The sequence below is a fragment of the Streptomyces sp. NPDC005931 genome, from assembly GCF_042871235.1.
GTDB lineage: Bacteria > Actinomycetota > Actinomycetes > Streptomycetales > Streptomycetaceae > Streptomyces.
This window is the reverse complement of the sequence record NZ_JBIAIG010000010.1, coordinates 274563-288894: the sequence shown is the minus strand read 5'-3', so window position 1 is coordinate 288894 and position 14332 is coordinate 274563. Positions and strand designations below refer to the sequence as shown.

Genomic DNA, 14332 nt, shown 5'->3' with positions numbered 1-14332 from the left:
AAACGCCCGGTTACATTCCGAACCCGGAAGCTAAGCCTTACAGCGCCGATGGTACTGCAGGGGGGACCCTGTGGGAGAGTAGGACGCCGCCGAACTCCTTTTAGAGCTCCGGCTCTTGGGCATGCAGCCCGAGAGCCGGAGCTTTTTTGCGTTGAGGTAAGGTCAGTGAGCATCGTTGGCTCGTTCCCCCACAGGAGGCCCCCGGGTGGAGGTCCAGGAGACCCGCGTCCAGACGGACCGGGTCCTCACCATCCCGAACATCCTCAGCATGGCGCGGCTCGTCGGCGTCCCGCTCTTCCTGTGGCTCATTCTCAGGCCCGAGTTCGGCGGCCCCAAGAGTGACGGCTGGGCGCTCCTGGTGCTGGCGCTGAGCGGCATCAGCGACTACCTGGACGGCAAGCTGGCCCGGCGATGGAACCAGATCAGCAGCCTCGGCCGGCTTCTCGATCCCGCGGCCGACCGGCTCTACATTCTCTCCACTCTGGTCGGGCTCACCTGGCGCGAGATTCTGCCGCTCTGGCTGACCGCGGCACTGCTTGCACGTGAGCTCGTTCTGCTGGTGATGGTCGGCATCCTCAGGCGGCACGGCTATCCGCCGCCGCAGGTGAACTTCCTCGGGAAGGCAGCCACCTTCAACCTGATGTATGCCTTCCCGCTGCTCCTGCTCAGTGACGGAAGCGGTTGGATCGCGTCACTCGCTGCTATTTTCGGATGGGCGTTCGCCGGGTGGGGTACAACCCTCTATTGGTGGGCAGGAGTCCTCTACGTGGTACAAGTCCGCCGTCTGGTACGTGCGGACGCCATGGCCGATTGAACTCGCTGTACGGCCCGCGCATGGATGCGCGATGGCCCGCAGTCGAAAACTGCGGGACAATCCTGGCGGGTGAAGTCGGCTAGACCGTCGTCTCTTCGAGGAGGACGCTTCCGACATGAAGGCCGTCGTGATGGCCGGAGGTGAAGGCACTCGCCTTCGCCCCATGACCTCAAGCATGCCCAAGCCGCTCCTTCCGGTGGCCAACCGGCCGATCATGGAGCACGTGCTGCGGCTGCTGAAAAGGCATGGGCTCAACGAAACCGTTGTGACTGTCCAGTTCCTGGCGTCACTCGTCAAGAACTACTTCGGTGACGGCGAAGAGCTCGGAATGGAGCTCACCTATGCCAATGAGGAGAAGCCACTCGGTACCGCGGGAAGCGTCAAGAACGCAGAGGAGGCTCTGAAGGACGATGCCTTTCTCGTCATCTCCGGCGACGCGCTGACCGACTTCGACCTCACCGAGCTGATCAATTTCCACAAGGAAAAGGGCGCGCTGGTCACGGTCTGCCTGACACGTGTACCCAATCCCCTGGAATTCGGCATCACCATCGTCGACGAGGAAGGCAAGGTCGAACGCTTCCTCGAGAAGCCGACCTGGGGACAGGTCTTCTCCGACACGGTGAACACCGGTATCTACGTCATGGAGCCCGAGGTCTTCGACTACGTCGAACCCGACGTGCCCGTCGACTGGTCCGGTGACGTCTTCCCGCAACTGATGAAGGAAGGCAAGCCGATCTACGGCTACGTCGCCGAGGGCTACTGGGAGGACGTCGGCACCCACGAGAGCTATGTCAAGGCGCAGGCCGACGTCCTCGAGGGCAAGGTCAACGTCGACATCGACGGCTTCGAACTCTCGCCCGGGGTGTGGGTGGCCGAGGGCGCCGAGGTGCACCCCGATGCCGTGCTGCGCGGGCCGCTGTACATCGGCGACTACGCCAAGGTCGAGGCCGACGCGGAGATCCGCGAGCACACCGTCGTGGGATCGAACGTCGTCGTCAAGAGCGGGGCCTTCCTGCACAAGGCCGTCGTCCACGACAACGTGTACGTAGGGCCGCACAGCAACCTGCGGGGCTGCGTCGTCGGCAAGAACACCGACATCATGCGCGCGGCACGGATCGAGGACGGCGCCGTCATCGGTGATGAGTGCCTGATCGGTGAAGAATCGATCGTCCAGGGCAATGTGCGGGTCTACCCGTTCAAGACGATCGAGGCCGGTGCCTTCGTCAACACCTCGGTCATCTGGGAGTCCCGAGGGCAGGCGCATCTCTTCGGCGCCCGTGGTGTGTCCGGCATCCTCAATGTCGAGATCACCCCGGAACTCGCCGTGAGGCTCGCCGGCGCCTACGCGACGACCCTGAAGAAGGGGTCGACCGTCACCACGGCCCGCGACCACTCCCGTGGCGCCCGGGCCCTGAAGCGGGCGGTCATCTCCGCGCTCCAGGCCAGCGCCATCGACGTACGGGACCTGGAGAACGTACCGCTGCCCGTGGCTCGGCAGCAGACCGCGCGGGGCAGTGCGGGCGGCATCATGATCCGGACCACGCCCGGTGTGCCGGACTCCGTCGACATCATGTTCTTCGACGGGCAGGGCGCCGACCTCTCGCAGGGCAGCCAGCGCAAGCTGGACCGGGTGTTCGCGCGGCAGGAGTACCGGCGTGCGTTCCCCGGAGAGATCGGTGATCTGCACTTCCCGGCGAGCGTGTTCGACTCGTACACCGGGTCCCTGCTGCGCAATGTCGACATCACGGGGATCGCCGAGTCCGGGCTGAAGGTGGTGGTGGACGCGTCCAACGGCAGCGCCGGACTGGTCCTGCCGAGCCTGCTCGGGAAGCTGGGGGTCGACTCCCTGACGATCAACCCCGGACTCGACGAGTCCAGGCCGACCGAGACGGCCGACATGCGGCGCTCCGGGCTGGTCCGGCTCGGCGAGATCGTGGCGTCCTCGGGTGCCGCGTTCGGCGTGCGGTTCGACCCCGTCGGTGAGCGGTTGTCCCTGGTCGACGAGAAGGGCCGGATCATCGAGGACGACCGGGCGCTGCTCGTCATGCTCGACCTCGTCGCGGCCGAGCGGCGCAGCGGCCGGGTCGCCCTTCCGGTGACCACCACGAGGATCGCCGAACAGGTGGCGGCGTACCACGGGACCCAGGTCGAGTGGACGACCACATCCCCGGACGACCTCACGCGCGTGGGCGGTGAGGAAGGCACGATCTTCGGCGGTGACGGCAAGGGCGGATTCATCGTCCCCGAGTTCAGCAGCGTCTACGACGGCACCGCGGCCTTCGTGCGGCTGATCGGGCTCGTGGCGCGGACACAGCTCACCCTGAGCCAGATCGACGCGCGCATCCCGCGGGCGCACGTGCTCAAGCGGGACCTGGCGACCCCGTGGGCCGTCAAGGGTCTGGTCATGCGGCGGGTCGTCGAGGCCGCCGGAGAGCGCTTCGTGGACACCACCGACGGTGTACGCGTGGTGGAGACCGACGGTCGCTGGGTCATGGTGCTGCCCGACCCGGCCGAGGCGGTCACACACCTGTGGGCCGAGGGCCCCGACGACGCCTCCGCGCAGGCCCTGCTCGACGAGTGGGCGGCCGTCGTGGACAGCGCCGGGCGATAGGCGGGACGGGCCGGAACCAGTAGTACGCGCGCGTGTGCCGGACAAGCGCCCCCAAGGGGGCCCGTCCGGCACGCGCGCCGGGGCCGTTCGGAGGTAGAGGTCGCGGCGTGCGACGATGTGCGGCATGCCGCAGCAACCCCCCGATCGGAGCACACCCAGGCGGCTCCCGCGTCCCGACGCGTCCATGTCGTTGATCACCAACGTCATGGACCACAGCCTCGACGACGGGTACGCGGAGGCCGCCGCGCGGAAGAAGGCCGAGGGCGGGGGCGGCGGCATGCCGAAGACCCTCCGGGCGAAGCTCGGTCTGGCCGCCGGCCTGGTGCTCGCCGCCCTGGTCGTGACCCTGGGGGCCGCCCAGGCCCGGGTCGCCGCTCCCGTCGTGGCCAAGGAGCGTGAGGAGCTGATCGACCGGATCGAGCGGGAGACCGAGGCGGCGGACCGGCTCGAGGACACCGTGGACGAGCTGCGTGAGGACGTGAGTGCCCGGCAGCGCGAAGCTCTGCGCGACAGTGGCGGCAGCGCCCGGTCGGAGCTGGTGGGGATCCTGTCGGGTGCCGTCGCGGTGCACGGCCCGGGAGTCAAGCTCGTGGTGGACGACGCCGAGGACACGAGCGCGGGGGGCGACGGCGATCCGCGTTCGACCTCCGGCTTCTCCGACACCGGACGGGTGCGGGACCGGGACATGCAGCGTGTCGTGAACGGCCTGTGGGAGTCGGGTGCCGAAGCCGTCTCGATCAACGGGCAGCGGCTGACCGCCCTGTCGGCGATCAGGGCCGCCGGAGACGCGATACTGGTCGACAACAGGCCGCTGGTGCCGCCGTACACGGTGCTCGCGGTGGGGGACGGCGAGCGGTTGAGCACCCGGTTCCAGAACAGCCCCGACGGGCTGTATCTGCACGCACTCCAGGAGAACTACGGCATCCGGACCGGGATCTCCGTGGAGGACGAGCTCCGGCTGTCCGCCGCACCGAGTGTGATCGTACGTACTGCACAGCCGAGAACTGAGAAGGGCACATCGTGATCGCCGTACTGGGCCTCGTCGTGGGAGTCGTGGCCGGCCTGTTGGTCCGGCCCGAGGTTCCGGCGGTCGTCGAGCCTTATCTGCCGATCGCCGTCGTGGCGGCGCTCGACGCCGTCTTCGGTGGCCTGCGGGCCATGCTCGACGGCATCTTCGACGACAAGGTCTTCGTGGTGTCGTTCCTGTCGAACGTGGTGGTGGCCGCGCTGATCGTGTTCCTGGGCGACAAGCTGGGCGTCGGAGCCCAGTTGTCCACCGGTGTCGTGGTCGTCCTCGGCATCCGCATCTTCTCCAATGCCGCGGCGATCCGCCGGCACGTGTTCCGGGCGTGAGGCCGATGAACGACCGTGAGCACGACGTGACCCCGCCGCGCCCCGCGCGAGGACCGGCCCCCTCGACGGGAGGGGAGAACGAGCCTGTGCGCAAGCCGAGGCCCGACCCGGCGCCGGCGCCCGACGCCGCGCCGCCCCCTGGTTCCTCGCCGGTCTCCGAGCCTGCGCCCCAGCCCGGGGCGGCGCCGGGCGCCGTACCGTCGTCGCCGACGGGGCGACTGCGCAGGGAACTGCCCGACGAGGTGCCCGCCGCGGACCCGGCCGCGTCCGCGGAGGCCGGGGCGGCCGGAGAGGACACCGAGCCCCGGTTGACCGGGCGGCAGCGGTTGGCCCAGGGGCTGTGGCCGCCGCGGATCACCCGGGCCCAACTCATCGTCGCCCTCCTGCTGTTCGGTCTCGGCTTCGGTCTGGCCGTCCAGGTGGCCTCGCACAGCGACGGCGACAGCGCGCTGCGCGGGGCACGTCAGGAAGATCTCGTGCGCCTCCTCGATGAACTCGACGACCGCACGGAGCGTCTTGAGGACGAGAAGCAGGGACTCGAGAAGCAGCGCGACGAGCTGGAGAACAGCTCGGACCAGGCGGAGGAGGCGCGTCGGCAGACCGTGGAGAAGGAACGGCAATTGGGCATCCTCGCGGGTACGGTGGCCGCACAGGGCCCCGGCATCACGATGACCGTCCAGGATCCCAAGGGGACGGTGGAGGCGGACATGCTGCTCGACGCGGTCCAGGAACTTCGTGCCGCCGGTGCCGAGGCGATTCAGGTGAATGGCGTGCGTGTCGTGGCCGGCACCTTTCTGACGGACTCGGGCAACGGCGTGGGCGTCGACGGGAACAAGATCACCGCGCCGTATCGTTTCAAGGTCATCGGCAAGCCGCAGGACCTGGAACCGGCGCTCAACATCCCCGGAGGCGTGGTGCAGACCCTCGAGAAGGAACAGGCCACCGTTACCGTGGAGCGGTCGACCAAGATCGTCGTGGATGCCTTGCGAGCGGCGAAGCTGCCTGACTACGCTCGGTCGTCCTCGCAGTGAACCGGGGGTGCATGGCGGGCGTCCGGCGAGGGCATGAGGTTGCGGGGGGTCGGCGCACCGATTGGGTGGTGCGTGGTGGAAACTGTCTGGTGGAGACGGACGTTGTGAAGATGTCCGGGTCCGCCGATGTGTTCAGTCAGGGTTCGTCCTGCCCCACGGGCGGGTCTGTTTCGGTCAAGGGGAATCGCCCGTGAAGTTGTTTGCGAAGTTGTTCGGCAAGAGCTCGCGAGAGGGCAGCGACAACGCGACCGCTCGCCATCGCGCACAGCCCGAGGCCGAGGAGCGGCGTCCGCTGTTCCGGGACCAGGTGGCGGGCGCGGATGCAACCGGGCGCCAGGGCGCGCCGTCGGTTGACCCTGCGCAGTCGGGCGGAATAGGTTTCGGACAACCGTCGACCTCAGGTACGGGTGGAGGGTTCTCCGACCCGTACGCGTCCCACGCCCCCGGTGGGCAGCCGCGGCAGGAGGATCCGTCCATGTCGGCCCTGGTGTGTACGAGGTGCGGTAACCGCAACGCGGAGAACAGCCGCTTCTGCTCCAACTGCGGTGCGCCGCTCAGGCCCGGCGTCACCCCGGAGCGCCCCTCCGAGACGACGTCCACGATCTCCATCTCGGGTCTCGAGGCCTATGACGCCGAGGCCACCGGTCAGACGCCGATGCCGATGCTGTCCCCCGAGGCCCAGGCTGCCGTCGACGCCCTCCCGATGGGTTCCGCGCTCCTGGTGGTGCGCCGCGGCCCGAACTCCGGCAGCCGTTTCCTGCTGGACGGCGACCTCACCACGGCCGGGCGCCACCCGCAGAGCGACATCTTCCTGGACGACGTGACGGTCTCGCGCCGGCACGTGGAGTTCCGCCGGAGCCCGGACGGCTCGTTCACGGTCGCCGACGTCGGCAGCTTGAACGGCACGTACGTCAACCGCGAGCGGATCGACCAGGTCGCCCTGTCGAACGGTGACGAGGTGCAGATCGGCAAGTACCGGCTGGTCTTCTACGCGAGCCAGCGGAGCTACTGACCCTCCCCCGGACGCGTACCGGGGGAAGCCCCCAGGGAAGGTCCATGCTTCACACACCGAGCGGCGGTGCCGGGCACGGCGCCGCCGCCGCGGACACTGGACTGATGAGCATCGGCACGGTCCTGAACGTGCTGCGCGAGGAGTTCCCCGAAGTCACCATCTCCAAGATCCGCTTCCTGGAGTCGGAGGGGCTCATCGAGCCGCAGCGGACCCCGTCGGGGTACCGCAAGTTCAGTGCCCGGGACGTTGAGCGCCTCGGTCATGTCCTGAGGATGCAGCGGGACCACTATCTGCCGCTCAAGGTGATCCGTGAGCACCTGGAGGCCATGGAGCGGGGTGAGGCCGTACAGCTGCCGGTGGTCAACCGCCAGCGTGACGCGGAGGGCGGCTCCGAGGCGCCGCCCGAGGGGCCCACGGCGGCCCGCATCGGGCGGGACCAGCTGCTCGAGGCCGCGGGCATCGACGAGCGGGATCTCGTCGAGTGGGAGTCGTACGGGCTGATCACTCCGGTGGAGGAGGGCGTGTACGACGCCGAGGCGGTCACCGTGGCGGGGCTCATCACGGAGCTGGGCCGGTTCGGCATCGAGCCACGGCACCTGCGGGCGATGAAGGCTGCCGCCGACCGGGAGGCCGGGCTGGTGGACCAGGTCGTCGCCCCGCTCAGACGCCACCGGAATCCCCAGACCAGGGTGCACGCCGAGGCGCGGGCGAAGGAGCTGGCCGGCCTGACGGTGAAACTGCACGCGGCACTGGTGCGAACGGCGCTCGGGGTGCGGCTGCCCTGAGGACGGCGACGGGGGTGCGGATCGGCGCCCGATCCCTGCCCGACTACCCAAACATCCCGAGCACGGCCTAGGGTTGCTGTGTGAACGAGCTCGATGTCGTAGGTGTCCGGGTCGAAATGCCCTCCAACCAACCGATCGTGCTGCTGCGTGAAGTGGGAGGCGACCGCTACCTCCCCATCTGGATCGGACCGGGGGAGGCGACGGCGATCGCCTTCGCCCAGCAGGGCATGGCTCCCGCACGGCCGCTGACCCACGACCTGTTCAAGGACGTGCTGGAGGCAGTCGGTCAGGAGCTCACCGAAGTACGCATCACCGACCTGCGTGAGGGCGTCTTCTACGCGGAGCTGGTCTTCGCCAGCGGCGTAGAGGTGAGCGCCCGCCCCTCCGACGCCATAGCGCTGGCACTGCGCACGGGAACCCCCATCTTCGGCAGCGACACGGTGCTCGACGACGCCGGCATCGCCATCCCGGACGAGCAGGAGGACGAGGTCGAGAAGTTCCGTGAGTTCCTCGACCAGATCTCGCCGGAGGACTTCGGTACCAGCAGCCAGTGAGCGGCGGGGCAGACGGCGCTGCGGTCCGGGCCCGGCACGGTGCAGGGCGGGGCGGAGCCGACGCGTGGCGCGTCGTGCGCCGTCCACGGGGGAGAGCCGGACGGGAGCGGTCGGAACGTAACCCGGAAAGCCCGCACGTGCCGAAGGAGCAGGAGACCGTCACACGACCCGTCCGGAGCGCATTCGGCTAGCCTTTCCCCGCGGTGGGGCACGGGAAACCACTCTTAGGGTGATTATCACTCGGCGTGCCGAGTGTGGCGATCGTTGACGCACCCTTGGTGACTGCCTACCGTCGAGGAGGCAGGTCAAGGACGGAGGTCGGCGTGAGAAGCAGCGGCGACGGTACGGCTGGGGGTGCCCCCGGACGCAGTCTCGGGGCGAGCGGTCCGTACCCTCCCACAAGCTCTCGGTTCCGCTCGGGCGCGGGGTTCCCGCAGCACGGCAGCGCCGTCGATCACACTCCCCGGCGGCCCACGGCCGTGCCGGACAGCGGAGGGGCCCCGTCCATGACGTCCGAGCAGATCGGTTACCGGGGCCCCACGGCCTGCGCGGCCGCCGGCATCACCTATCGGCAACTGGACTACTGGGCCCGTACCGGCCTGGTGGAGCCCAGCGTGCGACCCGCGCACGGGTCCGGCACACAGCGGCTGTACAGCTTCCGGGACGTCGTCGTCCTGAAGATCGTCAAGCGGTTCCTCGACACGGGTGTGTCGCTGCAGAACATCCGTACCGCCGTGCAGCACCTGCGGGAGCGGGGTTTCCAGGACCTGGAGCGGATGACGCTGATGAGCGACGGCGCGACCGTCTACGAGTGCACGTCGCCGGACGAGGTCCACGCCCTGCTCCAGGGCGGCCAGGGAATCTTCGGGATCGCCGTGGGCGTCGTGTGGCGGGACGTCGAGAGCGCGCTGTCGCAACTGCACGGGGAGCGCGTGGACACCGGGGAGACGCTGGTCGGGCACAACCCCGCCGACGAGCTGGCGCGGCGGCGGAACCGGGCGGTCTAGCCAGGCCGGCAGGGCGTTGTCAGTGGTATGGGGCAGCATCGGAGATGTGAGATCCGCGCCCACGATCCTGCACCTCGACATGGACGCCTTCTACGCCTCGGTGGAGCAGGCGTCCAAGCCGAGCCTGCGCGGGAAGGCCGTCGTCGTGGGCGGGCTCGGGCCCCGTGGTGTGGTGGCCACGTGCTCGTACGAGGCGCGGGTCTTCGGAGTCCATTCGGCGATGCCCATGGCTCAGGCGAGGCGGCTCGCGCCCAACGCCGCCTACCTGGTGCCGCGCTTTGCCCTCTACCGGTCGATCAGCGACCAGGTGATGGGGTTGCTGCGGGCCCTGTCCCCCCTGGTCGAGCCGCTGAGCCTGGACGAGGCGTTCGTGGACCTGGAGGCCGGCGGGACGGCCTGGGACGAGCGGTCCGCGCGGCTGGCCGGGGTGAAGCTGCGCGCGGACATACGGGCCGTCACGGGGCTCACCGGGTCGGTGGGGCTCGCGGCCTCCAAGATGCTGGCCAAGATCGCCTCGGAGCAGGCCAAGCCGGACGGGCTGGTGGTGATCGAGCCGGGGACCGAGCGGACGATGCTCGGGCCCCTGTCGGTGCGGACGCTGCCCGGCGTGGGGCCGGCCACCGGCGACCACCTGAGGCGTGCCGGGATCCACACGGTCGACGAACTCGCCGAGGCCGGTGAGGACGAGCTCGTACGGCTGCTCGGCAGGGCGCACGGACACGCCCTGTACGCCATGGCGCTGGCCCGCGACGATCGGCCCGTGGTGGCCGAGCGGGAGGCCAAGTCCGTGTCGGTCGAGGACACGTACGACGTGGACATCCACGACCGGGTGCGGGTCGGGACGGAGGTGCGGCGGCTGGCCGACCGGTGCGTGGGCAGGCTGCGGGCGGCCGGACTGTCGGGCCGGACCATCGTGCTGAAGGTGCGGCGGTACGACTTCTCCACGCTGACCCGGTCCGAGACGCTGCGGGGACCGACGGACGATCCCGCGGTGGTGCGTGAGGCGGCCGCCCGGCTGCTGGACTCGGTCGACACGACGGGTGGGGTGCGGCTGCTCGGTGTGGGGGTCACCGGGCTCGCCGACTACACGCAGGAGGACCTGTTCGCGCAGGCGGCCGGGGAAGGCGAACCCGTTCCGGGTGAGGAGCCCGAGGCCGTGCCGGCGGAGACCCGGCCCGCGCCCGCCGAGCGGCGCTGGCCGGCGGGGCACGACGTGCGGCACACGGAGTACGGGCACGGGTGGGTGCAGGGGAGCGGGTTGGGGCGGGTCACGGTCCGGTTCGAGACGCCCGGATCCGAGCCCGGGCGGGTGAAGACCTTCCGCAACGACGACCCGGACCTGCAGCCGGCGGAGCCCTTGCCCCTGGTGGCCAGAGGGCCCGGGGGCAGCGGGGAGACCGGGGCCGCGGGGGCCGGAGCGGGAGCCGCTTGGGCGGGGTCGGGGGGTGGGGGAGCCGGGCCGGGCTGAGCGGGGCCGGGCGGGCGGATTGAGAGGCTGTCCGCTCCCGTGCCCCTACGCCGGCTCGTCGTTGCCCCTGCCCGCGAGCTTGCCGAAGTCGCGGTCCGGGCGCGGAGGAGCCGCGGCGATGTCGAGGCCGTAGTGGTGGTAGAGCTGGAGTTCCTGCTCGGGAGAGAGGTGGCGGCCCACGCCGAAGTCGGGGGCGTCCTTGATCAGTGCGCGGTCGAAGGGGACGTGGAGGGCGCCGTCGACGAGTTCACTGGGCTCCAGGGGGACGAAGGCGTCGCGGCTGAACAGGCCCGTCCGTATCGCCGCCCACTCCGGTATGCCGGTGGCGTCGTCGAGGTAGACCTCGTCGATCGTGCCGAGCCGGGTGCCGTCGCGGTCGAACGCCTTGCGGCCGATCAGGTTGCGCGGATCGATGTCGGTCTGCACGGGCCCTCCACTGGTCGCAAACTCATCCGTAAGCACTACAAAACGGCACAATCGACGGTGCGGCCACTCGAAGGTCCGTGCGGGCCGCTCGCTGGTACGCTGGCAGACGGCTGCTGACCCCGTGCGGGAGAGTCCTCCAGGCACCATCGGAGGCGCCGAAGGAGCAAATCCTCCCCGGAATCTCTCAGGCACACGTACCGCACGGACGAGGTCACTCTGGAAAGCAGAGCGGGTGTCGACGGCTTCCGCTCTCACCGACGGTGAAAGCCGGGCGCCCTTCGGGCGGTCCGGTGAAGCTCTCAGGTTGAGATGACAGAGGGGGAGGCCGTCCGGGCACCCGCGCCGTGGTGCCCCTCGAAGGTCGTCAGACCAGGAGGCCTCCGCAATGACCGCCCATCGCACTCCGCTCTCCGAGCTCGAACAGGGAGTTCCCTTCGAGCAGCGCCACATCGGCCCCGACCAGGAAGCGCGGGCCAAGATGCTCGCGCAGGTCGGCTACGGCTCGCTCGACGAGCTGACGGCCGCCGCCGTCCCCGATGTGATCAAGAATGCCGATGCGCTGGACCTGCCGGGTGCGCGCAGCGAGGCCGAGGTGCTGGCCGAGCTGCGGTCGCTGGCCGACCGCAACGAGGTACTGGGCTCGATGATCGGGCTCGGGTACTACGGGACCTTCACGCCGCCGGTCATCCTGCGCAACGTCATGGAGAACCCGGCCTGGTACACGGCGTACACGCCGTACCAGCCGGAGATCTCCCAGGGGCGGCTCGAGGCGCTGCTGAACTTCCAGACCGTGGTCGCCGAGCTCACCGGACTGCCGACCTCCGGCGCCTCCCTGCTCGACGAGGGCACCGCCGCCGCCGAGGCGATGGCCCTGTCCCGGCGCATGGGCAGGAACAAGAAGGGGCTGTTCCTGGTCGACGCGGACGCGCTGCCGCAGACCATCGCCGTGATCGAGACCCGCGCGGAGCCGACCGGCGTGGAGGTGGTCGTCGCCGATCTGAGCGAGGGCATCCCCGCCGAGGTCGCCGGGCGCGAGATCAACGGCGTGCTGATCCAGTACCCGGGTGCCTCCGGTGCCGTGCGCGACATCAAGCCGGTGATCGACCAGGCGCACGAGCTCGGCGCGCTCGTCACCGTCGCCGCCGACCTGCTGGCCCTCACGCTGCTGAAGTCGCCCGGTGAACTGGGCGCCGACATCGCGGTCGGCACCACGCAGCGCTTCGGCGTCCCCATGGGCTTCGGCGGACCGCACGCCGGCTACATGGCGGTGCAGGAAAAGATGGCGCGCAGCCTTCCCGGGCGGCTCGTCGGCGTCTCCGTCGACGCCGACGGCAACAAGGCGTACCGGCTGGCCCTCCAGACGCGTGAGCAGCACATCCGCCGGGAGAAGGCCACCAGCAACATCTGCACCGCCCAGGTGCTGCTCGCCGTCATGGCGGGCATGTACGCCGTCTACCACGGCCCCGAAGGCCTGCGGACCATCGCGCGGCGCGCCCACCGGTACGCGACGGTCCTCGCCGAGGGACTGCGGTCCGGCGGTGTCGAGATCGTCCACGGCTCCTACTTCGACACGCTCACCGTGCGGGTCCCGGGGCGGGCCGCCGAGACCGTCGCCGCCGCGCGGGACAACGGCGTCAACCTGCGTCTCGTCGACGCCGACCACATTTCGATCGCCTGCGACGAGACCACGACCCGGTCGCAGCTGGGCGCCGTGTGGAGCGCCTTCGGCGTCGAGGGCGACGTCGAGGCCCTGGACGGGGCCGCGCGGGACACGCTCCCCGACGCGCTGCTGCGCAACGACGAGTACCTGACCCACCCGGTCTTCCAGCAGTACCGCTCCGAGACGGCGATGCTGCGCTACCTGCGCCGCCTCGCCGACCGGGACTACGCGCTGGACCGCGGCATGATCCCGCTGGGCTCCTGCACCATGAAGCTCAACGCGACCACCGAGATGGAGCCGGTCACCTGGCCCGAGTTCGGTCAGCTGCACCCGTTCGCCCCCGTCGAGCAGGCACAGGGCTACCTCACGCTCATCCGTGAGCTGGAGGAGCGGCTCGCCGAGGTCACCGGGTACGACAAGGTGTCGCTCCAGCCCAACGCCGGTTCTCAGGGCGAGCTGGCCGGTCTGCTCGCGGTGCGCGGCTACCACCGGGCCAACGGGGACGAGCAGCGCACCGTCTGCCTCATCCCGTCCTCCGCGCACGGCACCAACGCCGCCAGCGCCGTGATGGCCGGTATGAAGGTCGTCGTCGTCAAGACCGCGGACGACGGCGAGATCGACGTCGAGGACCTGCGGGCGAAGATCGAGAAGCACCGCGACGAGCTGGCGGTGCTGATGATCACGTACCCCTCGACGCACGGAGTGTTCGAGGAGCACGTCGCCGACATCTGCGCCCAGGTGCACGAGGCCGGCGGCCAGGTGTACGTGGACGGCGCCAACCTCAACGCGCTGGTGGGCCTGGCCAAGCCGGGCCACTTCGGCGGTGACGTCTCGCACCTGAACCTGCACAAGACCTTTTGCATCCCGCACGGCGGCGGCGGCCCCGGCGTCGGCCCGGTCGGAGTGCGCTCCCACCTCGCCCCGTACCTGCCGAACCACCCGCTCCAGGACGAGGCCGGCCCGGAGAGCGGGGTCGGACCGATCTCGGCCGCTCCGTGGGGCTCGGCGGGCATCCTGCCCATCTCGTGGGCGTACGTCCGCCTCATGGGCGGCGAGGGGCTGAAGCGGGCCACGCAGGTGGCGGTGCTCAGCGCCAACTACATCGCCAAGCGGCTGGAGCCGCACTACCCGGTGCTGTACACCGGCCCGGGCGGGCTGGTCGCCCACGAGTGCATCATCGACCTGCGCCCGCTGACGAAGGCGACCGGTGTGAGCGTGGACGACGTGGCCAAGCGGCTGATCGACTACGGCTTCCACGCGCCGACGATGTCGTTCCCGGTGGCCGGCACGCTGATGATCGAGCCGACCGAGTCCGAGGACCTGATCGAGCTCGACCGGTTCTGCGACGCGATGATCGCGATCCGCGCGGAGATCGAGAAGGTCGGCTCCGGCGCATGGCCGGCGGAGGACAACCCGCTGCACAACGCCCCGCACACCGCCGCCGCCCTCGGGGCGGAGTGGGAGCACGCGTACAGCCGGGAGGAGGCCGTCTTCCCGGCCGGGGTGAGCGCCGCCGACAAGTACTGGCCGCCGGTGCGCCGCATCGACCAGGCCTTCGGCGACCGGAACCTGGTCTGCTCCTGCCCGCCGCTGGACGCGTACGACGACTGA

12 protein-coding genes, 1 rRNA gene and 1 riboswitch are annotated in these 14332 nt (G+C 70.0%); of the genes, 12 read left to right on the top strand and 1 reads right to left on the bottom strand.

Features of this window, described 5'->3' with window-relative positions:
• The 11 genes from rrf to ACFYOV_RS23690 all read left to right on the top strand — a co-directional run.
• Nucleotides 1-95: ribosomal RNA gene (gene rrf / locus ACFYOV_RS23740) — 5S ribosomal RNA — on the top strand; the annotation flags it as partial.
• Nucleotides 96-205: 110 nt separating this feature from the next.
• Entirely contained in the window at nt 206-814 is a 609-nt protein-coding gene (locus ACFYOV_RS23735; protein WP_389090392.1) for a CDP-alcohol phosphatidyltransferase family protein, read from the top strand.
• A 115-nt stretch (nt 815-929) separates the two neighbouring features.
• Nucleotides 930-3425: a sugar phosphate nucleotidyltransferase gene (locus ACFYOV_RS23730; RefSeq protein WP_389090391.1), complete on the top strand. Its 2496-nt coding sequence runs from the start codon at nt 930-932 to the stop codon at nt 3423-3425.
• A gap of 184 nt (nt 3426-3609) precedes the next feature.
• Nucleotides 3610-4449 carry a DUF881 domain-containing protein gene (locus ACFYOV_RS23725; RefSeq protein WP_389090409.1) on the top strand — a complete coding sequence of 280 codons (840 nt, stop codon included), beginning with the start codon at nt 3610-3612 and terminating at the stop codon, nt 4447-4449.
• Nucleotides 4446-4778 (top strand): small basic family protein, encoded by a 333-nt coding sequence (locus tag ACFYOV_RS23720; protein ID WP_003988855.1) that lies wholly within the window; start codon nt 4446-4448, stop codon nt 4776-4778. The genes ACFYOV_RS23725 and ACFYOV_RS23720 overlap by 4 nt, the downstream gene beginning before the upstream one ends.
• Nucleotides 4779-4783: 5 nt before the next feature.
• Nucleotides 4784-5809 carry a DUF881 domain-containing protein gene (locus ACFYOV_RS23715; protein ID WP_389090389.1) on the top strand — a complete coding sequence of 342 codons (1026 nt, stop codon included), beginning with the start codon at nt 4784-4786 and terminating at the stop codon, nt 5807-5809.
• 61 nt (nt 5810-5870) lie between these two features.
• Entirely contained in the window at nt 5871-6821 is a 951-nt protein-coding gene (locus tag ACFYOV_RS23710) for an FHA domain-containing protein (protein WP_389090388.1), read from the top strand.
• Nucleotides 6822-6865: 44 nt separating this feature from the next.
• Complete coding sequence (locus tag ACFYOV_RS23705) at nt 6866-7606, top strand: MerR family transcriptional regulator (RefSeq protein WP_389090386.1); 741 nt, start codon at nt 6866-6868, stop codon at nt 7604-7606.
• Nucleotides 7607-7686: 80 nt separating this feature from the next.
• Nucleotides 7687-8160, top strand: coding sequence for a bifunctional nuclease family protein (locus ACFYOV_RS23700; protein WP_037684412.1), 474 nt, complete (start codon nt 7687-7689; stop codon nt 8158-8160).
• Between the two features lie 323 nt (nt 8161-8483).
• Nucleotides 8484-9167 carry a MerR family transcriptional regulator gene (locus tag ACFYOV_RS23695; RefSeq protein ID WP_389090385.1) on the top strand — a complete coding sequence of 228 codons (684 nt, stop codon included), beginning with the start codon at nt 8484-8486 and terminating at the stop codon, nt 9165-9167.
• Between the two features lie 46 nt (nt 9168-9213).
• Complete coding sequence (locus ACFYOV_RS23690; RefSeq protein WP_389090383.1) at nt 9214-10635, top strand: DNA polymerase IV; 1422 nt, start codon at nt 9214-9216, stop codon at nt 10633-10635.
• Nucleotides 10636-10680: 45 nt separating this feature from the next.
• On the opposite strand, the gene ACFYOV_RS23685 is transcribed toward ACFYOV_RS23690, so the two are convergent.
• Nucleotides 10681-11061 (bottom strand): PRC-barrel domain-containing protein, encoded by a 381-nt coding sequence (locus ACFYOV_RS23685; protein WP_389090382.1) that lies wholly within the window; start codon nt 11059-11061, stop codon nt 10681-10683.
• Nucleotides 11062-11175: 114 nt separating this feature from the next.
• A riboswitch (glycine riboswitch) is annotated at nt 11176-11271 on the top strand.
• Between the two features lie 175 nt (nt 11272-11446).
• Between ACFYOV_RS23685 and gcvP the strand changes: the two genes are divergently transcribed.
• Nucleotides 11447-14332, top strand: coding sequence for an aminomethyl-transferring glycine dehydrogenase (gene gcvP, locus ACFYOV_RS23680; RefSeq protein ID WP_389090380.1), 2886 nt, complete (start codon nt 11447-11449; stop codon nt 14330-14332).

Coding starts and splice junctions, on each gene's coding strand:
- ACFYOV_RS23730 (WP_389090391.1), top strand. CDS start 930: ATGAAGGCCGTCGTGATGGCCGGAGGTGAAGGCACTCGCCTTCGCCCC.
- ACFYOV_RS23725 (WP_389090409.1), top strand. CDS start 3,610: ATGTCGTTGATCACCAACGTCATGGACCACAGCCTCGACGACGGGTAC.
- ACFYOV_RS23715 (WP_389090389.1), top strand. CDS start 4,784: ATGAACGACCGTGAGCACGACGTGACCCCGCCGCGCCCCGCGCGAGGA.
- ACFYOV_RS23705 (WP_389090386.1), top strand. CDS start 6,866: ATGCTTCACACACCGAGCGGCGGTGCCGGGCACGGCGCCGCCGCCGCG.
- gcvP (WP_389090380.1), top strand. CDS start 11,447: ATGACCGCCCATCGCACTCCGCTCTCCGAGCTCGAACAGGGAGTTCCC.